This is a genomic window from Archangium sp. (assembly GCF_057119385.1).
On the sequence record NZ_DBNGVP010000150.1, the window covers coordinates 17,443 to 41,437 of the forward strand.

The 23,995-nt window shown below is 68.0% G+C and carries 23 protein-coding genes; 1 reads left to right on the forward strand and 22 read right to left on the reverse strand.

Translation table 11 applies throughout. From position 1 onward, the window contains the following. Positions 1–30: 30 nt before the first annotated feature. From AC16DP_RS35125 to AC16DP_RS35230, 22 genes are all read right to left on the reverse strand, one after another. Complete coding sequence (locus tag AC16DP_RS35125; RefSeq protein ID WP_329729172.1) at positions 31–540, reverse strand: RNA polymerase sigma factor; 510 nt, start codon at positions 538–540, stop codon at positions 31–33. 95 nt (positions 541–635) lie between these two features. After that, positions 636–2,267 (reverse strand): sigma 54-interacting transcriptional regulator, encoded by a 1,632-nt coding sequence (locus tag AC16DP_RS35130; protein ID WP_329729131.1) that lies wholly within the window; start codon positions 2,265–2,267, stop codon positions 636–638. A gap of 171 nt (positions 2,268–2,438) precedes the next feature. After that, positions 2,439–3,428: a type II secretion system protein GspN gene (gspN, locus tag AC16DP_RS35135; protein WP_329729132.1), complete on the reverse strand. Its 990-nt coding sequence runs from the start codon at positions 3,426–3,428 to the stop codon at positions 2,439–2,441. A 2-nt stretch (positions 3,429–3,430) separates the two neighbouring features. Then, positions 3,431–3,988, reverse strand: coding sequence for a type II secretion system protein GspM (gspM, locus tag AC16DP_RS35140; protein WP_329729133.1), 558 nt, complete (start codon positions 3,986–3,988; stop codon positions 3,431–3,433). A 3-nt stretch (positions 3,989–3,991) separates the two neighbouring features. Then, positions 3,992–5,590, reverse strand: coding sequence for a type II secretion system protein GspL (locus AC16DP_RS35145; RefSeq protein WP_329729134.1), 1,599 nt, complete (start codon positions 5,588–5,590; stop codon positions 3,992–3,994). A gap of 2 nt (positions 5,591–5,592) precedes the next feature. Next, positions 5,593–6,957: a type II secretion system minor pseudopilin gene (locus AC16DP_RS35150; protein ID WP_329729135.1), complete on the reverse strand. Its 1,365-nt coding sequence runs from the start codon at positions 6,955–6,957 to the stop codon at positions 5,593–5,595. A gap of 1 nt (position 6,958) precedes the next feature. Beyond that, the gene (locus AC16DP_RS35155; protein ID WP_329729136.1) at positions 6,959–7,633 is read right to left on the reverse strand and encodes a type II secretion system protein GspJ; all 675 of its coding nucleotides are present in this window, start codon (positions 7,631–7,633) and stop codon (positions 6,959–6,961) included. Next, a complete protein-coding gene (locus tag AC16DP_RS35160) occupies positions 7,630–8,466 on the reverse strand; it encodes a prepilin-type N-terminal cleavage/methylation domain-containing protein (protein WP_329729137.1) in 837 nt (278 codons plus the stop codon). The genes AC16DP_RS35155 and AC16DP_RS35160 overlap by 4 nt, the downstream gene beginning before the upstream one ends. Continuing rightward, complete coding sequence (locus AC16DP_RS35165) at positions 8,463–9,191, reverse strand: pilus assembly FimT family protein (protein WP_329729138.1); 729 nt, start codon at positions 9,189–9,191, stop codon at positions 8,463–8,465. Before AC16DP_RS35165 ends, AC16DP_RS35160 begins: the two co-directional genes overlap by 4 nt. Continuing rightward, entirely contained in the window at positions 9,188–9,670 is a 483-nt protein-coding gene (locus tag AC16DP_RS35170) for a type II secretion system protein GspG (RefSeq protein ID WP_329729139.1), read from the reverse strand. The genes AC16DP_RS35165 and AC16DP_RS35170 overlap by 4 nt, the downstream gene beginning before the upstream one ends. 15 nt (positions 9,671–9,685) lie before the next feature. Continuing rightward, on the reverse strand, positions 9,686–10,102 hold the full coding sequence (gspG, locus tag AC16DP_RS35175; RefSeq protein WP_329729140.1) for a type II secretion system major pseudopilin GspG: 417 nt from the start codon (positions 10,100–10,102) through the stop codon (positions 9,686–9,688). A gap of 34 nt (positions 10,103–10,136) precedes the next feature. Next, the gene (locus AC16DP_RS35180; protein WP_329729141.1) at positions 10,137–10,307 is read right to left on the reverse strand and encodes a hypothetical protein; all 171 of its coding nucleotides are present in this window, start codon (positions 10,305–10,307) and stop codon (positions 10,137–10,139) included. A gap of 13 nt (positions 10,308–10,320) precedes the next feature. After that, on the reverse strand, positions 10,321–11,577 hold the full coding sequence (gspF, locus tag AC16DP_RS35185) for a type II secretion system inner membrane protein GspF (RefSeq protein WP_329729142.1): 1,257 nt from the start codon (positions 11,575–11,577) through the stop codon (positions 10,321–10,323). 66 nt (positions 11,578–11,643) lie between these two features. Beyond that, positions 11,644–13,440, reverse strand: coding sequence for a type II secretion system ATPase GspE (gene gspE / locus AC16DP_RS35190; protein WP_329729143.1), 1,797 nt, complete (start codon positions 13,438–13,440; stop codon positions 11,644–11,646). Positions 13,441–13,443: 3 nt separating this feature from the next. Further along, complete coding sequence (gene gspD, locus AC16DP_RS35195; RefSeq protein WP_329729144.1) at positions 13,444–15,960, reverse strand: type II secretion system secretin GspD; 2,517 nt, start codon at positions 15,958–15,960, stop codon at positions 13,444–13,446. 22 nt (positions 15,961–15,982) lie between these two features. After that, a complete protein-coding gene (gene gspC, locus AC16DP_RS35200; protein ID WP_329729145.1) occupies positions 15,983–16,894 on the reverse strand; it encodes a type II secretion system protein GspC in 912 nt (303 codons plus the stop codon). A 192-nt stretch (positions 16,895–17,086) separates the two neighbouring features. Continuing rightward, positions 17,087–18,496: a sigma-54-dependent transcriptional regulator gene (locus tag AC16DP_RS35205; protein WP_329729146.1), complete on the reverse strand. Its 1,410-nt coding sequence runs from the start codon at positions 18,494–18,496 to the stop codon at positions 17,087–17,089. A gap of 22 nt (positions 18,497–18,518) precedes the next feature. Continuing rightward, the gene (locus tag AC16DP_RS35210) at positions 18,519–19,508 is read right to left on the reverse strand and encodes a ParB/RepB/Spo0J family partition protein (RefSeq protein WP_329729147.1); all 990 of its coding nucleotides are present in this window, start codon (positions 19,506–19,508) and stop codon (positions 18,519–18,521) included. Positions 19,509–19,684: 176 nt separating this feature from the next. Continuing rightward, entirely contained in the window at positions 19,685–20,149 is a 465-nt protein-coding gene (locus tag AC16DP_RS35215; RefSeq protein WP_329729148.1) for a PaaI family thioesterase, read from the reverse strand. A gap of 98 nt (positions 20,150–20,247) precedes the next feature. Continuing rightward, positions 20,248–21,090: a DUF3396 domain-containing protein gene (locus tag AC16DP_RS35220; protein WP_329729149.1), complete on the reverse strand. Its 843-nt coding sequence runs from the start codon at positions 21,088–21,090 to the stop codon at positions 20,248–20,250. A 41-nt stretch (positions 21,091–21,131) separates the two neighbouring features. Then, complete coding sequence (locus tag AC16DP_RS35225) at positions 21,132–21,938, reverse strand: hypothetical protein (protein ID WP_329729150.1); 807 nt, start codon at positions 21,936–21,938, stop codon at positions 21,132–21,134. A gap of 121 nt (positions 21,939–22,059) precedes the next feature. Next, positions 22,060–22,971 (reverse strand): LysR family transcriptional regulator, encoded by a 912-nt coding sequence (locus AC16DP_RS35230; protein ID WP_329729151.1) that lies wholly within the window; start codon positions 22,969–22,971, stop codon positions 22,060–22,062. A 126-nt stretch (positions 22,972–23,097) separates the two neighbouring features. Between AC16DP_RS35230 and AC16DP_RS35235 the strand changes: the two genes are divergently transcribed. Next, positions 23,098–23,889, forward strand: a complete 792-nt coding sequence (locus tag AC16DP_RS35235) for an SDR family NAD(P)-dependent oxidoreductase (RefSeq protein ID WP_329729152.1) — start codon at positions 23,098–23,100, stop codon at positions 23,887–23,889. Positions 23,890–23,995 lie beyond the last annotated feature (106 nt).

Below are 23,995 nucleotides of genomic sequence, written 5' to 3' on the forward strand. Positions count from 1 at the left end.
GCACCCCCCCGTACTTTCACCACCGCGGCTTCACGGCTGCTGACCGCGCTCCTCCAGCTCGGCGAGGGCGCGCTGCCGGCCCCGGTGCAGGGCGCTCTTCACGGTGCCCTCCGGGATGCGCAGCATGGCGGCGATCTCCGGGTAGCTGTAGCCGCGCATCTCGCGCAGCCACAGCACCTGGCGCTGCTGTTCACTGACCTTGTCCAGGGCCTCCTCGAAGTGACGCTGCATCTCGGAGCCCACGGCCTGGGCCTCCGGGGAGGCCGGGCTCTCGGGCTCGTGCTGCAACCGCTCGCGGCGCCTGCGGGCCCGCAACCAGTTGATGCTGCTGTTCACCATCACACGGTGCAACCACGTGGAGCACGACGAGCGGCCGTCGAAGCCGCTGGGGCGTTGGGCCAGCCGGGTGAAAACGTCCTGCACCACATCCTCCGCCTCGTCCGCATCCCCCACGATGCGGCGTGCGATGGCCAGTGCCCGTGTGCGGTACTGGCGGTACAGCTCGGCGAAGGGAGGAAGGGCGATGACCGCGGCATCCATCATGTATGCCTCCTGAACACCCTCATCGGATGTCTGGAGGTGGGAACGAATGGGCCGCGAAAAGGATCTAAAGGGTATGAAAAGCGGGAGCGGACCTACTCCGTCTCTTCTTCCTGGCGGGTGAGGCCCCACTCCTTGAGCCGTTTGAACAAGGTGGAGCGTGCGACTCCCAGTTCACGCGCCACACGCTCGCGGTTGTTGTTGCAGCGGCGCAGGGCGGCCTCGACGATCTGCCGCTCCAGCTTGAGGAGCATCTGCTCCAGCGTCATGCCGGGGGGCAGCTCGGGCACGGACACGCCCGTCTCGCGGTTCACCTCCTGGTCGAAGGTGATGTCCGGGGCGTCGATGGCGTCGCCCTTGCGCAGCAGCAGGGCGCGGTGCACCACGTTGCGCAGCTCGCGGATGTTGCCGGGCCAGCCGTGCTGCTGGAGCCGCTCCATGGCGGCGGGGGTGAGGCGCACCGTCTGGCCCCGGGGCGAGTACATGCGCAGGAAGTGCTCGGCCAGACCGAGGATGTCACTGCGCCGGTTGCGCAGCGGCGGCAGGTGCAGGGGCACCACGCACAGGCGGTAGTACAGGTCCTCGCGGAAGCGGCCGTCGCGGGAGGCCGCCATCAGGTCGCGGTTGGTGGCGGCCACCACGCGCACGTCCACGTTGGACGGCTTGCTGGCGCCCACGCGTTTGATCTCCCCGCTCTCCAGGGCGCGCAGCAGCTTGGCCTGCAGGTCCACGGGCAGCTCGCCGATCTCGTCGAGGAAGAGGGTGCCGCCATCGGCCTCCTCGAAGGCGCCCTTGCGCGCGTTGGTGGCGCCGGTGAACGAGCCCTTCTCGTGGCCGAACAGCTCGCTTTCGATCAGCTCCTTGGAGATGGCGGCGCAGTTGACGGGGATGAAGGGCTTGTCGGCGCGCTGGGAGCACGCGTGGATGGCGCGGGCCACCAGCTCCTTGCCGGTGCCGGACTCGCCGAGGATGGCCACCGCGGCGGAGGACGGGGCCACGCGCTCGATGAGGTCCACGAGCTGCTTCACGGACGGATCCGCGCCGATGATGCCGTGGAAGGACAGCTCCTTGCGGGCCGGGGTGATGGGCTCGAGGACGAGGTCCGTCTGGCCCAGGCGCAGCGTGGTGGGCAGCCCCACCTGCACCTCGAAGACGCGCACCGGCCCCAACCAGGTGCCGTTGGTGGAGTTGGTGTCCAGCACGTGGAAGTGGCCATCGCGCCGGGTCACCTTGAGGTGGCGGCTGGAGATGAACGAGTCCTGGATGACGAGATCGCAGGACGCATCCTTCCCCACGGTGAAGCTGTCGGCGTTGAGCTTCTGGACGGTCTCGTTGCCACCCTGCCGGATGCGCACCTGGGCGGGCTGCCAGCGCGACGCGGAGTCGCGGGGCTGGAGCTCCGTGCGGTCGCCCACCTCGGTGGCGGCGTCGGACTGGCCGCTGCCGTGGAGCCGGAACACGGCGCGCCACTGGCCGAGCGTGATGTCCGCGCCATCGGCCAGCTCGCCCTTCTTCATGGAGGCGCCGGCCACCTGGGTGCCCTTACCGGACAGGTCCTCCAGGGTGCAGCGCTGACCGTCGAAGACGAGGGCCACCTGCCGGCGGCTCACCTCGGGGTCGGGGATGACGACGTCGCTCTTCTCGCCGCGGCCGAGCACCATCCGCTCGCGCCCCAACCCCACCCGCAGCACCTCCTCGCCTCGACGAAAGAACACCAGCTCCGGCATCGACGAACCCTCCCTCAGAAGTCAGTTGCGGGGACACTCCTAATCCGTGGAGCGACCGGCGTGCAACCCTCCGGGATGATTTTTGAGGTAGTGTTCTGGGAGATGACTCGCGGCGTCGTCCACCTGGGAGACCCGGACCGTCTCCCGGTCCGGGTCCGCCAGCGCGGGGGACTAACGCATCGGCGACTGCTGGCGCGAGGGGCCGAAGTTGGGACGGTTGAAGAAGCCGCCCAGGTGCGCCACGCGGTACTTCGGATCGCTCTTGTCCGGGGGCAGGATGGACAGGCCCGCGCCCATGATGCCCAGCCGCTTCACGAACTCCGGCTCGGCCTTCAGCTTGAACTCCATGTCCGGCTGGCTCACGTCCAGCCGCTGGCCGAACTTCACCGTGCCCGAGCCGAGGATCTCCAGGTCCTCGCTCCGGGCCTGCAGTGCCTCCACGGTGCCCAGGCCCTTGTCGATCTTGATGCGCGCGTCGATGTCACCCAGCGCGATCTTCGGCAGGTCCATGGGGGTGGGGGTGCCGTACATGGGCACCATCACGTTGCCGCCCTGGATGAGCAGGCCCTTGGTGTCCAGCGCGATCTGTCCGTTGGCCTGGCTCAGGTCCGGCTGGCCGCGCGTCTTGGGCAGGGTGAGGTCGAGCGAGCCGTTGAGCTTGCCCGTCAGGTCCACCCCGCTGAAGCCCTTGAGGTTGCCCTCGGAGGTGTCCAGGTCCGACAGCTTCACCGCCACGCGCATGTCGCCCAGGGCGCCCACGTTGCCGCTGAGGCTGCCGCCCAGCAGGTCCGCGTGGAACGCCACCCCGAGCGGCAGCAGCGCGGGCCGCACCGCCACGGAGTCGACGATGAGCGGCTCGCCCAGCTCCTCGGGGCCGGGCAGCATGGGGGTGTTGCTGGCCAGCATGCCGTGCAGCTCGGGCGTCATGCCGTTGGGCACCTTGCTGATGCGCACCTGGGTGGCCGTCAGCCCGCGCAGTCCCGGCCGCAGCGAGCCGATGCGCAGCGCGTACCCCGCGTCCGCCGCCGCGTCCACGGCGCGCTTGCGCAACGTATCGTACGGGAACGTGAGGAACAGACAGACGATGAAGGCCACGAGCGAGAACGCACCGTAGCCAAGGGCGAGCTTCCAGCGGGCGATCTTGGTCGTCTCGGCAGCCATGGTCATTGCTTCATCTTGTAGGTGGCGACGGTCGTCCAGGCCGTCAGGGTTTCCGAGGCGTCGCGCGGCTCGAGGCGCAGGCTCTTCACCTTCACCACGCCGGGCCCGCGCTCCACCGAGGACAGGAAGTCATGCAGCTTGCGCAGATCCACGTCGGTGAACGTCAGCTCCACCGAGCTCTCGACGATCTTCCCGTCCCCGATGCCCACGTCGTTCTTGGGCGTCATGTTGGGCACGGTCAGCCCCGCCTGGGTGGCCTTCTCCTCGATGTACGTCATCAGCCGCACGTCGCTGCCGGTGAGCTGCTGCTCCACGACCTGACGCTCCTGGGTGGCCTCGCGGTAGCTGGCCGCCAGCGCCTGCACCTCGCGCAGCTTGGCCAGCTTCTGGTCCGTGCGCTTGCGGTAGCCGTCCGCGCTGTTGGCGAAGGAGAAGATGATGACGAACAGGACGAAGGCCAGCACCGCGCCTCCGGTTCCCATCACCATCTGGCGCTCCCGGCCGCTCAGCCGATCGAACCAGGCCTTGGCGTCGTTGAGGAGTCCTCGAAGCTTTTCCATGTGCTAACCCTCCCCGCCCTGGGCCTGCTCGGGGCACTCCACCTGGATGTCCAGGCGGAAGGAGACCTTGCTGCCATCCTTCGTCTTCTCCACCTTGCCCTCCTTCACTTCCTTGAAGCAGCGGTGGCCGCGCAGCGCGGTGGCGATGGTGTCGATCTGCTTGGAGCTGTCGGTGAGGCCGCGCACGCTGATGCGCTCGAAGTCGATGTCGATGCGGTCGAACGTCACCTGGATGTCCGTGGGCACCCGCTGCGACATCTCCGCCAGGAGGTTGACGGCGGACATCTTCGGCAGCGCGGCGGCCGGGCTCTCCACGCCCTTGAGGCGGTTGAGCGCGATGTCGTAGTTCTTCTCGCAGGAGCCGAGGATGCGCTGGGTGACGTCGCACAGCACGGCGTCCACCTGGGCCTCGCGGCGCGCGAGCACCGAGTTGCGCACCACGCCGCTGGCGATGAGCAGCAGCAGCAGGGTGGCGGCGAAGGAGGCCAGCAGCCCCAGCTTGTCCTTCACGTAGTCGTAGTCACCCTTGAAGGCGAACTCGCCGCGGCGCAGGTTGAAGCGCGGCGCCTTGGGGCCCGAGGCCTGGCCGCGCAGCGCGAGCGAGTACGCCTGCAGCGCCGCCGGCTGCTCCGAGGCGGGCACCACCGTGGACGCCTCCTGCGGCAGCGCCAGCACGCGCACGGGCATGCCCAGGTCCTTGCTCAGCTGCTCGGCGAGGCCGGGCATGCGCGCGGAGCCGCCGCACAGCAGCACGGCGCCCACCTGCCGGCGGGTGCGCGCGGTGAAGGCCTTGAAGGACGGGCGCAGCTCGCGCAGCACCGGCTGCAGGCCGCGCACGAAGGCCGCCGCCGCCCGCTCACCATCCGGCCCCTGGGCCGTGGCCGCGCTCGCCAGCGCTCCGTGCTGCTCCTTCCAGTGGTGCGCCTCCGGCTGCGGCGTCTGGAACTCGGCGGCCAGCGCGCGGCTGAGGTTCTGCCCGCCACCGGCGAAGGTCCGGGCGAACTCCACGCCACCGCCGGGCCGGCCGATGGCCAGCGTCGAGCGCTCGTGGCCGATGTCCACGATGGCCACCGCCTCCGCGTCCGTGCCCGCGAACAGGGCCGGCTGCTGCAGCAGCAGGTTCTGGTAGGTGATGCCCGGGTGCGTCACCACGCGCGGGTCCACGCCCACCTCGTTGAGCACCTGCAGCAGCGTGGCCAGCTCCTCGCGGCGCACCACGCCCACCAGCAGCTCGCTGCCCTTGTCCTTCACCTGCGAGGCGACCTGGTAGTCGAAGACGGCCTCGCCCAGGTCGAAGGGAATCTGGCTCTCCACCTCGAAGGGGATGGTGGCCTCGATCCGCTTGGGATCCGTGAAGGGCAGGGCGAGCTGGTGGGTGACCAGCGCGGGGCCGGGCAGCGCCACCACCACCTGATCCGGGTGGTGGAACTCCGGGCGCGCCAGCAGCTCGCGCAGCGCCGTGCGCAGCGTGTCCTGCCGCTCGCCCTCATGATTGCGGCGCACCTCGGCCCAGGCCCTCACGGCCGGGTTGCGGCTATTCGCGTCGAGGAGCAGCCCCTTCACCGAGTGGCTGCCCAGGTCCAGACCTAGAATCCGGGCCATCGTTATTCCTCTCTCCAATACAGGAGCTTGCCGAGCCCATCGTCGAGCCGGACCACGGCGGTGATCGTCTTCTGGACGGACCCCGCCTCTCCCACGGACTTGATGCTGAAGGTGTTGCTCTTGTCGCCCAGCAGGCGGTTGCCGGCCACGTTGGCCTTGAGCTGGGGATTGACGGCGATGCCAGCGGACTCGATGGCGGTCACGAAGTCCGCCACGCCCATGCCGAAGAAGCTGAAGGCCCGCGCCGCGCGGATGCGGGTGATGAGCTCCTGGACGAAAACAGGGTCCCTCAACCGGGGGTCCGGCCGCGCGGGATCCGCCGCCGACAGGATGGCCATGTACATCATCATCGGGTCATCCGTGTTGACGTTGGGCTTGGAGTTGACGTCCGGGTACACCGTGAGGCGGTCCCGGAAGGCGGCCATGAAGCGGTCATTCACCCCATGCACCCGGTACAGCTCGTCCATGCTGTCGAAGCGCGCGTTCTTCGACTCGTAGCGGGGATCGAAACGGCTGTAGGGCCCGTTTTCATCCGAGAAGCCGGCGGCGAACGGGTTGACGGTGTTGTTGGGGTCGAACGCGGACTGCGTCTTGTCCTCGTCCACCCAGTCCTTGATGGCGATGACGACGTCCTGCGGCAGGACGCGCACCCCGTTGGCGTCCTCCTTGGAGAACAGGAACTCGAAGCGCTTGTCTCCCAGCAGGTCCATCAACCGCAGGGCGGTGGGCAGCGCATCACCCGTGCCCGCGTTGAGCCGGTGCAGGTTGAGCTTCTCCTCCTCGTCCTGGATGGTGGCGAGGAAGCAGCCCGAGAAGCCGCCGAAGGAGCGCCGGGAGGGACCCAGGGACAGCTCACCGCCCGCCTTGTCGTCCTCCTCGTCGAGGGGCGGCAGGGCAGGGGGGTCGTCCTTCTCCTCCTCGCCCTCGGCACCACCACCGGCGACCAGGCCCTTGAGCATGTGGCAGTCCACACGCGCCAGCTTCCACAGCTGGATGTTGAGCGAGGAGGCCGGCTGCTGTCCGCCCGCGCCCGCCCCCGCGCCCGCGCCACCGCCACCCGTCAGCTGGGAGAGCATCCCGCCGATGTTGGGGATGGGCGTCTGGTCCACCTGCTTCTGGAAGCGCAGCAGCAGCCGGGAGAGCGCCACGCCGGAGCGGGCCATGTACATGGCCTGCACCTCGTCGCGCTGGTTGGCCGCCAGCTGGAGGTCCACGCGGGTGTTGTAGGCGAACTCCGTGGCCACGACGGTGAGGATGGTGATGGCCACGACGGCGATGATGAGCGCCACGCCTCGGCGGCGGCGGTTTCCCCGCGCATCGCGGCGGGCGTTGGCCGGCCGGGCCTCTGTGTGGTGGGGGCTCGTCATCTCAGTACCTGGGTAGCTCCGTGTTGAGCATCACACGGGTCTGGGTGGTGTAGCGCGTCTCCTTGCCATTCTCGTCGAGCGCCACCAGGGTGATGCGAACACGCGTGGGCAGCTTGGACTTCAGCTCCGTGCGGCGCGTGTCCCACTCGTCCTCCCACTCCTTGCGCTCGGAGTCCCAGTAGGCGAACTCCAGCTTCTTCACTCCCTCGAAGAGCACATCCTTGGTTCCGCCCCGGTCCATCCGGCCTTCAACATTCGGATTCACCCGGCGCATCAGGTCCATGCGGCCGTTGGCCCCTCGCTCCGAGGACGTCTCGACGGAGTACTCCACGATGGCCTGGTCGGACTCCTTGGCGTCCGTGTACAGGCGCTGGTGGGCGAAGGTGGTGATCGTCAGCTTGTCCTCCTCGCCGATGAAGTTGGTGGGCCGGTCGTTCTGGTCGCGGTAGCGCTGGGCGTCGTAGCGGTCGCTCACGTACGCGGAGCCGATCTCCCGCGCCATGCGGTTCATGGCCGCGCGCAGCATGCGGTAGTGGTCGGCCTCTTCCTCCACCACTTCCTTGGCGTTGAAGCCCGTCTGGAAGGCCATGCCCACCATGGCGCCCATGAGCGCGGTGATGGCCACGGCGATCATGATCTCCATCAGCGTGAAGCCACGACGCGCGGAGCGCTTCATCGCGTGCCTCCCTGGATGGCGCCGAGCGGGTTGCTGCCCATGCGCTGCTGCAGCCAGTCCGAGCGACGCATCAGCGGCTGCCCCGTCTGCGGATTCGTCATCTGCCCGTTGGGGCCGGGCACGCCCGAGACGATCATCCCGCTGGCGGGGTCCACCCACTGGTTGTTGGCCTCGGCGGGCTGCTGGCCGCCCTGCGGCGTGAAGGCGCTGTTGCCATTGCGGTCCGAGCCGGGCCCCAGCGACACCACGTGGGTGACGAGGTCCAGGCTCTCCACCTGCGTGCCATCCCTCCAGTAGACGGTGAGGTGCACCTCGCGCACCGTCTGGGTGATCTGCTGGATCATCTGCGTGAACATGGGCTGGGCCATGCCCATCGCCGCGCCCGCCATGGGGTTGGAGGTGGCCTGCGAGGGACCGCTCTTGCCGTCCTTGCCGCCGGCCGCGCCGCCCCCGCCGAACATGGCGGCCAGGCCGCCCATGTCTCCGCCCTCGCCGATGGGCAGGTTGAAGATGGCGCCGATGAGCTGCTCGGGGGACACGCCGTCCGTCTTCGGGGCGATGATCTTCGCCCGCCACTTGAAGTTGTCCCACCCCTCCTGGGAGAAGTCGCCGGACTCCTCGTCGTCGTCGTTGGAGAAGCCCTCGTCGTAGAGCTTCTGCTCCAGGTCCGTCATCTTCGAGCGGGCCAGGAGCGTGGCCACGGTGAGCTTCTTGGAGTAGGCGTGGTTGGAGACCGCGCCGGAGTTGATGTCGAAGATGGCCATCAGCGCCAGCGCCAGGATGGCGAGCGCCACCACCGTCTCCAACAAGGTGAAGCCACGGGAGCGTCTCATGACTTGGGCACCTCCAGTGCCTCGCCGACGATCTCCACCTTACCCGTCAGCGGCGACACGGCGAGCGTCCAGACGTTGTCACCCTGGCGCACGTAGACCTGGGCCTTCTCGGTGAAGCCCTGGGGGAAGAAGTAGAGGTAGGCCACGCCCTTCTCGGCGGGCTCGCGCTGGTGCCGCGTCCACACGGACACGTTGACGCCCGCGGGCAGCTCGCGGGGCCGGACCTCCTCGGCGGTGTACTCGGAGAAGCGCGCGGCGTTCTCCACGCGGCCCTCCTCCTGGGCGAGGATCTCATCCAGGCCGGGCATGTCGTCGCTGCCGCGGGTGAAGTTGCGGCGCGGATCGCTCCGCTTCTGGCCCTTCCTCTCGTCCTCGCGGGCGCGGCTCTCCTCGCGCAGCATGTCGTCGCGGTCGCGCGAGGTGGTGACGTTGCCCGCGGCGCACTCGGCGCGGTAGCGCGTGATGCCGTCCTCGTCCTTGGGGTCGGGCAGGTCGAAGACGAGCCGGCACGTCTTCCCGCTGAGCGCGGCGGTGTCGTAGATGGAGCGGATGGTGCCCGCCAGCTCGGCGGCGGACGCCTTGGCCTTGGAGCCGGTGATGGCGCCGATGGAGATGGTGACGGCGGCGAACAGCACCGCGGCGATGCCGATCGCGATGGACACCTCGATGAGTGTCAACCCGCGCTCCCGGGCCCTGCGCCGCGCGATGCTTCCCTGTGCGGTCATTGCTCTCCCCCCTGCGCCGCCTCCTGCTGCTGAGGCGTCCCGACGATGGCGTTGTTCAGCACGCCACCGCTGATGAGATCCGAGGCGTCGCCGGTGCCGCCGGGCACTCCGTCCGAGCCGTAGGACACGATGTAGCCCTTGCCCTGATCCGACATCCGGTACTGGTAGGTGCGCCCCCAGGGATCGTTGGGGATTTCCTTGATGAGGCCCACCTGCAGGAGCGGATAGAAGTTCTCCGCCTGCGAGGGGAAGCGTCCGGTGATGCGGTGGTAGGACTTGAAGTAACCCTCCAGCCCGCGGATCTCCGCGCGGGCCTGGCGCTGCAGGGGGCTGAGCGTCCTGTCGAAGGTCAGGCTGGCGATGGCGAAGGCGCCCGCCGTGGCCAGGAGGATGACGGCGGCGACCAGGAGCCGCCCCACGCGGGACGGGCGCGCCGTCTCTTCATGCTGCTGCTGCGTGGGAGCGTGCTCGGGGGTCATGGTGCCGTCTCCTGACTACTTCTTGCCCGCGTCGCGCGAGGAGATGTCCGCGTCGGGACCCTCGCCGCCCTGCGTGCCGTCGGCGCCGTAGGACATGAGCACGGGCTTGCCGCCCTCGTTCATGTACACGTACTCGTTGCCCCAGGGATCCGTGGGGATCTTCTCCAGGTTCTGCGTGTCCACCAGCGCCTTCAGGCCGGTGCCCGTGTCGGGGTACTTGCCCTTCTTCGTGTAGTAGAGCTTCAGCGCGTTGTGGATGTTGGCGATGTCCAGCCGGGCCGTGTCCTGCTTGGCCTCGTCCAGCTTGGGAATCACCGCCACGCCCACGGCGGCCATGATGAGACCGAGGATGGTGATCACCACCATGATCTCGATGAGGGTCATGCCGCGGCGGCGGCGCTGCTGCTTCGTCTTCTTGTCGCTCATGGTCATTCCTCTCGTGACTTTTCGGCAAGCCACCGGGCCGTTATCGGGTTGTCTCTGTCAAAATGTCGTGCGGCGGGGAGGTGCCGCCGGCCGTGTCGGCCTGGGAGTCGGAGGCGTACAGGGTCACCCCCACGGTGAGCAGCGCCGCCGTCAGGGCGAGCAGCGCCACGAGGGTGACGCGCTGGATCCACCGGTCGAGCGTGTGGTTCATCGGGAAGCCTCCGTTACCGGATGGCCGAGTTCACCTGCAGAATCGGCATCAGGACCGAGAAGGCCACGAATGCAATGATTACGCCCATGAACACGGTGAGCAGCGGCTCGAGCATGGAGGTGAGGGCGCCGATGCGCACGTTCACCTGGTTCTCGTAGCTGTCCGCCACGGACAGGAGCATGTCCTCCAGCTGGCCGGAGCGCTCGCCGATGGCGATCATGTGGTACACGAGCGGCGGAAACTCGCCCGAGCGCTTGATGGGGGTGGCGATGCTCTCGCCCTCGCGGATGGCGTCGCGGGCCTTCTCCACCACGTTGGCCAGGATGGAGTTGGTGATGACGGCCCGGGTGATGTCCATGGCCGTGAGCAGCGGCACGCCGCTCTTGAGGAGCGTGGCGAGCGTGCGGGCGAAGCGCGAGATGGCCAGCAGGCGCAAGAGGCTGCCGAAGATGGGCGCCTTGAGGGCGAAGCGGTCCCACGCCGGCTTGCCCTTGGGGCTGCGGAAGTAGGTGGTGGCCGCGAAGATGATGCCGAAGATGGCGGGGAAGATGATGAACCACCAGTCCCGCAGGAAGTTGCTGCCCCAGATGAGCATGCGGGTGGTGATGGGCAGGGTGGCCTTCATCGTGGTGAAGATCTTCGTGACCTTCGGGATGACGACCACCATCAGCATGGTGAGGATGCCGGCGCCCACCAGCATCATGATGGCGGGGTAGGTCATCGTGCCGATGATCTTCTGCTGCAGCTTGGACTGGCTCTCGGTGAAGTCGGCCAGCCGCAGCAGCACGGCATCGAGCGCGCCCGAGTGCTCACCGGCGCGAATCATGTTCACGTAGAGCGAGCCGAAGACCTTCTGGTGCACCGCGAGCGCGTCCGCCAGGGAGGCGCCCTCGTTCACGCGGCTCTTCACCTCGGAGAGGATGATCTTCAACCGCTCCTTCTCCACCTGGTCCACCAGGGCGGAGAGGGACTCGACCAGCGTCACGCCAGCGCCCAGCAGGGTGGCGAGCTGGCGCGTGGTGATGGCGATGTCGTCGGTGGTGATGCGGCCGCGGGCCATCTTGCCGAAGTTGACCTCGCGGTCCGCCTGGGCCGCGTTGGCGCCCTTGCGCACGGCGGCACGGCCGCCCTCGGCCTGGCCGAGGACCTCCGTGAGGAACTTGCCGTCCTTGCGCAGCTGCGAGCGCAGGGTCTTCGGCGAGTCCGCCTCCAGCATTCCACGGATGGGTTTTCCGGCCTGATCAAGGGCCTTGTACTCGAAGACTGGCATGGTGGGTCGCGGAGTAGAACCGCGCCCCGGGCCTCTCCCTTCCGGGATAGGTGGGGCGCGAGTCCGTTAGAGGTCTTCCTGCGTGATGCTGAGCACTTCGGCGATGGTGGTCTCGCCCAGGGCGATCTTGCGCGCGCCATCGTCCAGCAGGGTGAGCATGCCGTGGCTCATGGCGGCCTTCTTGATGGTGGAGGCGTCCACGTTCTTCAGGGCCAGCTGGCGCACGCTGTCATCCACCAGCAGCAGCTCGTAGATACCGGTGCGGCCGCGGTAGCCGTTCTGGTTGCACGAGGGGCAACCGGCGGCCTTGTAGATCTTCTCCACCCCGTAGCGCTCCTTGAGCAGCGCCCGGTTGAGGGTGAGCTCCTTGAGCTCCTCGTCGGTGGGCGAGTACTGCACCCGGCAGTCCGGGCACACGCGGCGCACCAGACGCTGGGCGAGCACGGCCGTGAGCGAGGAGGCCACGAGGAAGGGCTCCACGCCCATGTCCACCAGACGGGTGATGGCACTGGCCGCGTCGTTGGTGTGCACCGTGGAGAACACCAGGTGGCCCGTGAGCGAGGCCTGGATGGCGATCTCCGCCGTCTCCTTGTCGCGGATTTCGCCCACCATGATGACGTCCGGGTCCTGGCGGAGGAAGGAGCGCAGGCCCTGGGCGAACGTGAGGCCGATCTTCGGGCTGATGGCCATCTGGCCGATGCCCTTGAGCTGGTACTCGACCGGATCCTCGACGGTGAGGATGTTGAGGTCCGGGGTGTTGATGCGCGAGAGCGCGCCGTAGAGCGTGGTCGTCTTGCCGCTACCGGTGGGGCCCGTCACCAGGATGATGCCGTGCGGGCGGCGGATGACGTGCTCCATCTGCGCGAGCATCTGCGACGCCATGCCCAGCTCGGTCAAGTCCAGCAGCGTGGTGTTCTTGTCCAGCAAGCGCATGACGATGCGCTCGCCATAGGTGGTGGGGATGGTGGACAGACGGATGTCGATGTCGCGTCCGGCCAGCTTGATGCGGATGCGGCCGTCCTGGGGCAGGCGCTTCTCCGCGATGTTGAGCTGGCCCATCACCTTCACGCGGCCGATGATCGCGTTCTGGTAGCGCTTGGGCGGCTTGATGATCTCCTGCAGCACGCCGTCGACGCGGAAGCGCACCAGGAGCTCGCGCTCCATGGGCTCGATGTGGATGTCGCTGGCGCGCTCCTTGGCGGCGCGGAAGAGCACGGAGTTGATGAGGCGGATGATGGGCGCCTCATCCCCCTCGTCGTTGAGCAGGTCCTTGACCTCCTCGATCTCCTGGGCGAGCGAGTCGAGGTCCGTCGCATGCAGCTCGTCCACGAGCTGCTCGGCCTCGTTGGTGGCGCGGTCGTAGACGCTGTTGATGGCGTCCACGATGGTGGAGGCGAGCGCGATGCGCGGGTGGATGTCCCGGCCCAGCAGCATGCGCGCGTGGTCCAACACGGTGGTGTCCAGCGGATCCGCCACCGCGAGGGTGACGCCATCTCCTTCCACGGAGAGGGGGAGGATGCGCGCCTGCTTGGCGAAGTTGATGGGCATCCGCTTGATCAGCTCGGCGTCCACCTCCTCCAGGAAGATGCGGGCGAGGTAGGGCAGATCCAGCTGGAGGCCGAGCGCCTTGGCCACGTCCTCCTCGCTGATGACCTTCATGCCCACCAGGACCTCGCCCAGCCGGCCGCCCTTCTCGGCCTGGAGCTGGAGCGCCTCCTGCAGCTTGTCCTCCGTGAGGCCAGAGGTGTGGCGGAGGATCTCCCCCAGGGGCCGGCCGCACAGGAAGGCGGGGCCATGGGAGACGACCTGGGTGGCGGCGTCTGCCGCGGGCTTGGCGAGTGGGGCGTCAGCGAGCAGGCTCATGTTCTATCTCTCGTCCCCGGTGTCCGGCTGGATGCGCAGGCGCTCCGGGTCTTCGGGCGCGGGCGGAGGCTGCACGGGGACCGGCTCCGCCGCCGGAGTCAAGGAACCCCCTTCGGACGGCGAGACTTCCCCACCGGTGGAAGAGGGCTGCGAGGAGCCGGCCGCCGGTCCGCCCGGCCGCAGGACGCGCTCGCCGGGCTGGCCGGGACCGCCGTTCTCCACCTTCTGCTCCTCGGTGGCCAGCACCCGGCGCATGCGGCCCAGGGGCCCGCTCTTGCGGCTGAAGTCCACCGGCACGTCGTAGCCGGCCACCTGGCCGTAGAACTGCTCCACGAACTGCTGCCGCTCGGCCATCTTGCGCTCGAAGATGCGCCGGAAGTCCGACTGGTCCCGGATGATGTGGGGCGTGAGGAAGAGCAGCAGGTTCGTCTTCGTCTTGCGCTTGTTCGTCTGGCGGAAGAGGTGGCCCAGCAGGGGCACGTCACCCAGGATGGGCACCTTGGCCACGGACTCCAGGACGCGCTCCTGCATGATGCCGCCGATGACCACCGTCTCCTGATCCTTGGCCACCACCGTCGTCTTGGCGCTGCGCTTGGAGGTGGTGGGGCCGAGCACGGGATCCGTGGAGGCGATCTCCTCCGTCTGCTCGGAGATGGTCATGCGGATGTAGTCGCTCTCGTTGATCTGCGGCTTGACGGTGAGCTTGAGCTCCACGTTCTGGCGGGTGATGGGCGCGAAGAAGCTGCCCAGGCCGCCCAGGCCGCCGAGCAGCGACGGGGTGACGCCGCCATTGGTGCCGGGGGTGCCCAGGCCGCCTCCCAGCGAGGAGGGCGAGAAGCCGGACTGGAAGGGCACGTTCTGGCCCACGGTGATCTCCGCCTCCTCGTTGTCGCTGGTGAGGATGTGCGGGGTGGAGAGCACGTTGACGTCCGAGCTCTGCTGGAAGGCGTGCAGCACCACGCCGAAGGCGGGGATGTCGATGCCCAGGTTCTTCAGCTCGGGGATGACGGGGCCCTGCAGGCCGGCGAGGAAGCCGCCGAACTGGGCCAGGTTGGCGAGCGAGAAGGACGGGGGCAGGCCCTGGGTGGTGTACTTGGTGCCGAGGATGCCGGAGCCGGTGCCCAGCGGGGTGCCCAGCGAGTAGCCGCTGTGCAGGTTCAGCCCGAACTCGTTGTTGCGGTCCAGGTTGACCTCCATGATGACGGCCTCGACGAACACTTGGCGCCGCGCCTTGTCCAGCTCGCGGATGACGCGCACCAGGCTGCGGTAGTCGCTCTGGCTGGCGATGATGACGAGCGAGTTGGTGCCCTTGTCGGCGGAGATCTTCACCTCACCGGCGAACAGCTCGGCGGAGCCGCCCGAGGTGCCACCGGGGCGGGGCACGCCCGGAGGAGGCGAGGGGATGGGCGTGCGCGGACGGCTGGAGGTGCCCTGCGACAGCGTCTGCAGCGTGCTGGCGATCTCCTCCGCGTTGGCGTTCTCCAGCGGGTAGACGTTGATGCGCTCGGTGCCGGCGGTGGGGATGTCCAGCTCGCGCACCATGCCCTGGATGCGCTCGAAGGCGGCGGGGCTGGCCACGACGATGAGCTTGTTGGTGCGCTCGTCGGGGATGATCTGCGAGAACGTCACCGGACCGCCGGAGCCGCTGCCGCCCTCCTGGCTGGGCATGGGGATGGCGTCGGGGCCGCCGGGGGGCATGACGGCGGGAGGGCCGCCGCGGTTGGCGCCGGGACGGCCTCCGCCGCCCTTCTGCTCGAAGAGCTTCTGCACCGTGGCGGCCACGTCCGCGGCGGTGGCGTACTGCACCTGGATGATGCGCACCTCGTCACTGGCCGCGCGCGTGTCCAGCTGCTCGATGATGCGCTCGAGCCGGTGCACGTTGGAGCCCACGTCGTTGATGATGACGATGTCCGGCGGGTACGGGATGGTGTCGCCGTCCTTGGACACCAGCTGCTGCAGCACCCCGCGCAGAGGCTCCACCTCCACGTTCTTGATGCGGAACAGCTTGGTGATCATCTGCTCGTTGGTGGTGTACGCCGCGTCCGGATCCACCAGCGTGGGGATGGGGTTCTGCTTGGCGGCGCGCTTGTCCACGATCTTCAGGAAGCGCCCGTGCTGGTAGACGGACAGGCCGTTGGCATCCAACGCCGCGAGGAAGGCGGCGTAGAACTGATCCGCGTCCACCTCCACGCGCCCGTTCTCCGGGCCGATGATGGAGATCTTCCCGCGCACGTTCTCCGGGAGGATGAACGTCCGGCAGGTCGCGTCCGACACGGTCTGCACCAGCTTCTCGATGTCCACCTTGTCGAAGTAGATGCCGTAGCGGGCGCGGCGGCGGACCTCCTCGCACGTGGGCGTCCGACGCACGCCCGTGCTCCCGCCTTCAGGGGACGTCTGCGGGGTGATCTCCCGCTCGGCGGGGGTGCCCGCGGGCGGAGGTGAACCGGGGGCGCGCTGCGCCAGCGCGGGCGCGGCGATCGCCAGGCACAGCAGGAGCAACCAGGACGGAAGCGTCTTCATGGAGGGGCGGGGTAATGCGGGGTTAGCGGATGGTGTAGTTCTTGCGGACGCTCGAACCGTTGCGCTCCAGCTCGATCTCGATGCGCGAGGCTTCCTTCAGCTTGGTGTAGACCTCGAGGGCCTTCTCCGGGCTGTTGAGCTCGAAGCCGTTGATGCGCTTGATGACGTCACCGTTCTGGACGCCGATCTTCGAGTAGATGGAGTCGGGACGGATGGAGAAGAGCTTGAAGCCCTGGGCCTGGCCGTCCTTGAAGGCCGGCACGATGCGCGCCTGCATGGCCACGTCGTTGAGGTTGGCCAGCGTGCGATCGATCTCCGCTCGAGGCACCTCGTAGTCGTTCTCGCTCATGGCGCGGATGCCGCTGCCATTGGGAGGGGCCTGCACGGCGGGCCCGGCGGGCAGCGGCGGCGGGGTGTAGGAGGCCACGGCGGCTCCGTCACCCGGCTGGTTGTCGATGTATTCCTTGCGGCCGGCGTTGATGATGATGACGCGCTCGCGCTCGATGTCGATGACCTCGGCGCCCTGGATCTGGTCACCCACCATGTACGTGGTGGAGCGCTGGTTGTTCATGTCCTGGATGGAGGACACGGACCACATCTTGTCGCTGGCCACCAGGGTGCCCAGCAGCTTCACCCGCAGACCGCTCTTCACGGGAGCGGCGTTGGGATCCACCTCGGGCGGGCCGGAGGGCTCGGCCACCACGGGGTCGGGCTCGGGGATGGCGATGCCGGTGAGGTCCGACAGGCGCTTGAGATCCAGCGAGGCCAACGTCACCGTGGGCTTCGCCTTCTGCCGTGCTGACACCTCGCCCGACGGCAGGGGAGTCATGGCGGACTCGACGAACAGGTTCACCGTGCGCGCCGCCAGCAGAGCGACGAGCAGGATGAAGACCAGGTTCACGGTCCAGAAGTACTTGCGGAAGAAGAGTTCCATCACGCGTCCAGAGAGGGCCTACTCGGGATTGAGCAAGCGGGGTGCCACCCGCGAAGGGGGGCGGGCAACCCGAGCCTTACAGCCAAGTCCTTGATTTCATTCCGGAATAAGCCGGGCCGCTGGTGGCAGGAGCGGACGCCGTGGCGCCGTGGGACAAAATGTCAGCGGCCGAGCAGAGAGCCTGACGGGCTGTCACTCGGCGGGGGGCGAGCCGGGGCCCTCGCCGGTGCCGGGCGTCTCGGAGGCCTCGCGCTCCAGCTTGCGGTAGATGGTGCGGGCGGCGATGCCCAGCAGGCGGGCGGCCAGCGTCTTGTCGCCCTTGGTGTGCCGCAGGGTCTCGTGGATCACCCGGCGCTCGATCTCCTCCATGGGGGTGCCGATGGGGATGACGAGTTGTCCGGCGGAGCCGAGGGGGCCCTTGCGCACCGTCTCGGGCAGATCTCCCACCTCCAGGACGTCCGACCGGGCGAGCACGACGGCGCGCTCCACGGCGTGCTCCAGCTCGCGCACGTTGCCGGGCCAAGCGTAGTTCTCCAGGGTGCTGAGGGCCTCGGGGGAGAAGCCGCGCAACACCTTGCCATTCTTGGAGGCGAAGCGGCGCAGGAAGGCGTCGGCCAGCAGGGGGATGTCCTCGCGGCGGGAGGCGAGGGCGGGGATGCGCACCTCCACCACGTTGAGGCGGTAATAGAGGTCCTCGCGGAAGCGGCCCTCGGCCACCTCGCGCTGCAGATCCTTGTTGGTGGCGGCGACGATGCGGACGTCCACCTTCACCGTCTGGGTGCCACCCAGGCGCTCGAGCTCGCCCTCCTGGAGGACGCGCAGGAGCTTCACCTGGGCGGACAGGGGCATCTCACCCACCTCGTCCAGGAAGAGGGTGCCGCCACTGGCGCGCTCGAAGCGGCCCTCGCGGCGGGCCACGGCGCCGGTGAAGGCCCCGCGCTCCACGCCGAAGAGCTCCGCCTCGAGGATGCTCTCCGGGAGGGCGCCACAGTTGATGGCGACGAAGGGGCCCTTGGCCCGGTTGGACTGCTCGTGCAGGGCGCGGGCGGCCAGCTCCTTGCCGGTGCCCGACTCACCGAGCAGCAGCACGGTGGCGGTGGAGGGCGCGGCCTGGCGCAGGGTGTCCATCATCGCCCGGAAGGCGGGGGACTGGCCGACCATGGAGCGCCCGCCGGTGCTGCCCATCTCCGCGAGCTTCGCCTTGAGGACGCGGTTCTCCGCGGCGAGCTCATGGCGCTCCAGGGCCTTCTGGACGGACTTCACCAGCGAGTGGCGCTTGAGGGGCTTGGTGATGAAGTCGTAGGCGCCATCCTTCATGGCGGCCACGGCGGTCTCCACGGTGCCGTAGGCCGTCATGAGGACGACCTCGACGTCCGGGCGGATGGTGCGCGAGGCCTTGAGCAGCTCCTGCCCGTCCATGCCGGGCATCATCAGATCCGTCACCATGACGCTCACCTCGGGGCGGCGCAGCAGCTCCAAGGCCTCGGTGCCGTTGCTGGCGGTGAGGGTCTCCAGGCCCTCGCGCTGGAAGATGCGCGAGACCGAGTCGAGGTTGGCCCGGTCGTCGTCGACGACCAGGACGGTGGTGGGCGGTGTCGTCATGGTGCGGGCTGCCTTGCAATCCTTATTCCGAATCCTCGGCCAGGAGGGGGCCACTCATCCGGCCGATGTCCTCGCGGTTCACCTTGTCCAGGTTGAACTTCCTGGCGCTGGAGATCATCCGGGCCACGGTGGGCTCGAACTCGACGGGCCCCTCCTTCTTGAAGCGCAGGAAGTTGATGCGGGCCACCACGAAGTTCTTGAGGTAGGGGCTCTGCAGGCCCCGGGCCTTGAGGCCGTCCACCACGGTGACCACGGCGTCGTCCAGCTCCAGGAGCTTGTCGGCGCGGGCCTCGCGCACCCGGAGGGCCTCGGCCATGGGCAGGTCCAGGAAGGACTCGGCGCGCTTGATGAAGGGGTGGTAGGCGCCTCCGGAGATGCGCGGCCGCTTCTCGTAGGCGGCGCCCAGGGTGAGGAAGGCGGGCTCCTCGAAGAGGTGGGCGAACTCGGACTCGCGCCCGGCCCGCGCCCCGGTGAGGCCCCGGTGCATGCGGATGACCTCGAGCGAGCGCTCCTTCAGGTTGTGCGCTTTCTCCGTGTTGAGGGCGAGGATTTGGTAGGCCACGTCCTCCTCGGGCAGCACCAGCGCCATGATGGACTTGCCGCCCAGCAGCTTCGAGGCCTGGAGCCGGTGGTTGCCGTTGGGCGTCCAGTACCGGCCCTCCTTGCGGATGGCGATGATGGGATCCAGGAACCGGTCCAGGCGCTCCATGGCGCCGGCCAGCCGCTTCACGTGGGGCTCGGACACGTCGCGCTGGTAGGGCGTGGGCTCGACCTTGTCGATGGGCAGGGCGGCGAACACCACCGTGTGCGCGCCGAGCGGATCCCGGTAGACGCTCAGCACCTGGCCGCCGTCCTCCTGGATGCCCTGCACCAGCTCGACGGGAGGCGTGGCGGCCTCGCTGGCCACCTCGGCGGCCGTGAGTCCCTTGGACGCGGGCTCGGCCTTCTTGCGGCGGGGCCGGCGCGTCGTGGTGCGGGTGGCTGCCTTCTTGCGCGGTGACTTCGCTGCCATGGTGTTCCCCCTTGTCGAGGCAGGGGCAACCTAGGCGATCGCCACGGCGCGGGGCAGGGGAAACGACTCGGGAAGTCATGCGCTCGAAGGAGTCCTGAGCCGAGACGTGTTCAGCCCCAGGCACAACGGCGCCGCGCACAGCCATGGCAGGACCTCCACCGCGGGCAGGGTGGCACTCATCGCCCGCGCGCCTCGTCTCCACGGAGGACCATGCACGAGCTGAACACCCTGGCCACGAGGCTGTTCTTCTCGTCCTCGACGTCACACTCGATCAGCCCGAGCGTCCGCGTCCGCTTCACCACACGCCCGGTCGCCCGGAGGCGCGCGTTCCAGATGGGCTTGAGGAACTTCGTCGTGAGATCGAGCGTGGTGAAGCTCTCCTCGTCCTCGAGCGTCGTGGCCATGGAAGCGCCCATGGCGAGATCGGCCAGGTCACAGATGACGCCCCCGTGGAGCGTCCCCATGGGATTGGCCTGGCGCGCCGAGGCGTCGAGCTCGACGACGACACGGCCTGTCTCGGCACTGGTGAGCAGGAGGCCCAGCAGCTTCGCGATCGGAGGAGGTGGTGCCTCTCCTCGCATGATCCGCTCGAGAGCCTGGAGGTGCCGCGTGGACTTGGGAGCGGAGATTCGGCCGTTCATGACTTCTCCTCGTTCGGGTGCAGACCCTTCTTTGTATTATGGTCATAATATGAAATGGGATGCGGTTCCAGGGAATCGACGGGGAGGCAGGAGCGTGCTCAGTCGAGGAAGCGGCGCTCCCATCGACGCATGTCCTCCTGGGTGAAGCCGCTCCAGGGGTTCTGCCGATGATGGAGCCATGGCTCCAGGATGCGCGCCAACTCGCGGTGCAACGGCAGTTCGCGCCCCTCCTCGGTATCGCCAGCCTCGGGCCAGTCCCCCAGAGTGACGACGGCTCGCTCACCTTCCAGTTCCCGCACGGAGATATCCGGAGAGGACAGGCGGGCACGTAGACCCGAGGCCCCACCCAGCTCGCCAAGCACCGGCTGACCCAGGAAGGTCAGCCAGTAGGCCCCCCGCACCCGTGTGCCAATGTCCCAGGCGGTGTCTTCCAGGGTCTGGATGTTCATTCCAGGGTAGCGAAAGCACCACGGACGGAGTTCCGCTGAGCCGCCGGGGAGTTGCATCAAGGAATTGAATGCAAGGCTGGCGTGACCGGAGTTGAAGGGGAGCGGCGTTGCCAGTTCCAGCGCCAACTCACGGACGTGGGCGGGTCCATGCGTCTCCAGGTATTCGGGAGGAAGGCAGAAGGAGACCGCGCACACCGCGCCCGGGTTGTTCACGAACAAAGGGGAGTCGAGCGACTTGCCGTAATAATCGAAGGCATATTGGCTGACACCACTCGGAGTCTCTCGCAGTCTGAGGATGGGGCTGCTTCGCTCCTGCAACTTGAGACGGGTGAGGTTCCAGCCCGCATCATCGAGTTCCTGCCAGTCCCCCTCCGGGTCCACATACCAGCCAAGCGCTTGTTGTCCCACCGCGCGCGAATACGTTTCCAGTGAACGCATCACCGCCCGGGCAATCTCCTCGTGGGAGCGGCGCATGTAGAAACAAATGCTCACGCCCTCACGTGCCACGAGCACCCCCTGCTTCGTGTGGAGCCTTATTTCTGGGATTCGAGCCACCGGATGATTCCTCGTATCGGTGCGATCAGGTTGGGCCCTACCTTCAAGATCTCCAAGTACATCTTCCCCTGGGTCGAGCCTGCGAAGGGTCCTTTCTCATACTCTCTCCAGGTGGGCTTGTTTGTGTCGGGGCAAGGGAACTTGAAGTCGTAGACGGCCAGGGCCTCGAGCGGATTGCCCGAGTGGATGACGATGTCGGGCACGATCGTCCCCTCGAGTTCGTTGCCGCACCCCTGCTGCAGGAGGGTTCGTGCCTCCTCGCGGCTGACCAACTGCTTCTGCCCGGTCTGGGGGTCGTAGCGGTATCGCGGCTCCCGGCTGAAGCGCCCTGGAATCAGTTCGCCCAGTTTCTCCTCCGCGCACTGGAGGGCCAGGGCATGCTTCTCCGTGCCCAAGTGCATGGCCCGGGTCATTCTTCTTCCACACGGGTCCGTTCCTGATACCTCCTCCTGGCATTGCTTGCGTGAGGGGCTGTTGCCGCTGAATCGGCGGCGGTTGACCTGGTCATTCGCCCAATCGACGCACTTCTCCAAGGAACTCTCGATGTCGGCCTGCGTGTTGGAGTCCAGCACTCGCAGCGTGGCCCCTACGGAGACAATCTCGGCAGCTCCCTGGATGGTGGGGACCACAGCCTCCTCGCCTGCCACGCGAGCACAGTAGTTCGGGTTCTGCCGACAGGCGCTCGTGGCCGAATCCAAGGCAGGACCCGCAGAGCCGAGGGCTGACACCAGCAAGATGGTTGTGAGCACGGCTGGCTTCACCCGAGTCATCAGTGGAAACGACATGACGTCCTCCAGGAGTTCATTTCAATCAGGGGACAACGCCCAGGCGCTACTTTTCAGCTCCGTCCTGCACCGCACTTTTTCATAGGACATGTTCGCCCGCGCCGTGAGAGCCACGCTCGCGCTAACCCGTTAGCGGCGAGGCCTTCATCGTGTCCACCATGTGGCGGATGAAGGCACGCACGCGGTGGGGCACCTGCCCGCCTCCGACATGGACGGCGTGGATCAGCTCCAGGTCGCCCGGGTTGTACTTCTCCAGCAGGGGGACGAGGCGGCCGGCCTTGAGCTCCGCGGCCACATGCCACAGGGACAGGCGGCCGATGCCCACCCCGTTCAGCAGCATCTGCTTCAGGGTCTCGCCGTTGTTCACCAACACGCTCCCCGCGACGACCCGTTGAGTGATGCCGCCTGCCTCCCGGAAGGGCCAGCCACTGCGGGCGCGCCGGAAGTTGAAGGTCAGGCAGTCGTGGTGCCGGAGCTCGTCGGGCGTCTTCGGCGTGCCCTTGCGCTGGAGGTAGGCGGGTGAGGCGCAGATGACGCGGCGGCTCTGCCCGAGCTTGTGCGCGAGCAGCGCGCTGTCGGGCAGGTCGCCCGTGCGAATGGCGACATCGGTCTTCTGGGCGAGCAGGTCCACCACGTCATCGGTCAAGCTGAGATCGACGATGACGTCGGGGTAGCGCGCGAGGAAGGCGGGAAGGGCGGGGACGACGAACTGGGAACCAAAGGGAATCGACGCATTGACGTGCAGGCGGCCCCGGACCGCCCCCGCGGCGGCGGCCTGCTCGGCGTCGTTCAGCTCCTGGAGGATGCGCTGTCCCGCCCGGTAGTAGGCCTCTCCTTCCTCGGTGAGGCTCAGCGCGCGGGTCGTCCGCATGAAGAGGCGGGCGCCGAGCCGCTTCTCGAGCCGGGTGATGAGCTTGCTGACCGCCGAGGGAGTGAGGCCCACGCTCCTGGCGGCCGCGGAGAATCCGCCCTCCTGTACCACCCGCAGGAAGACCTCCAGCTCTCCGGAGCGCTCCATGAGGATGCGCGCCATTCGTGAATCCCGTTCACAAGTATTGCGACCATCCTGCGAATAGTCGTCCCGGTACGCAAGGGTTATTCCATCTGCACCACGGCACGGCTCACGCCGCCCCTTCCTCCACCCCGACTGGGAGCTCTCATGGACCTGCAATTGAACAAGAAGACCGCGCTGGTCACTGGCGCCACAGCTGGCATCGGCCTCGAGATCGCGCGGACGCTGGCGGCCGAGGGCGCCGAGGTCCTCATCACCGGCCGCTCGCGGGCCAAGCTCGATCAAGCGGTGGAGGACATCCGCGCCTCCGGAGGCAAGCACATCCGCGGCGTGCTGGCGGATGCGGCGACCGCCGAGGGCGCGGCCTTGATCCAGAAGGAGGCGAGCGGCGTCGACATCCTCGTCAACAATCTGGGCATCTACGAGAGCAAGCCCTTCGCGGAGATCACCGATGCCGACTGGCTTTCCTACCTCCACGTCAATGTGATGAGCGGTGTGCGGCTGTCGCGGGCCTACTTCCCGGGCATGCTGAAGCGCAACTGGGGACGCATCATCTTCATCTCCAGCGAGTCCGCGCTCACCATTCCTCCGGACATGATCCACTACGCGACGACCAAGATGGCGCAGCTCTCCATCTCGCGAGGTCTCGCCAACCTGACGAAGGGGACGAAGGTGACGGTCAACTCGGTGCTCCCGGGACCCACGCACTCGGAGGGCATCGTCGACTTCCTGCGCAGCGTGTCCAGCGAGCCCGAGGCCCCGGCCGACAAGATCGTGGCCGAGTTCTTCGCCAGACACCGGTCGTCCTCGCTCCTGCAGCGGATGATCGAGCCGGGGGAGATCGCCAGCCTGGTCGCCTATCTGGCCAGCCCCCTGTCCGCCGCGACGAACGGCGCGGTGCTCCGCGCCGAGGGAGGCCTCGTCACCACCCTCAGCTGAGGTGGACCGCCCGCCAGCGGCAGCAGCCGGCAATGGCCAAGGCGAAGCAGGCGGAAACGGCGGCAACCGGCACGAGCCACGGCGACCGCCGTGCCCCGGGAACCCG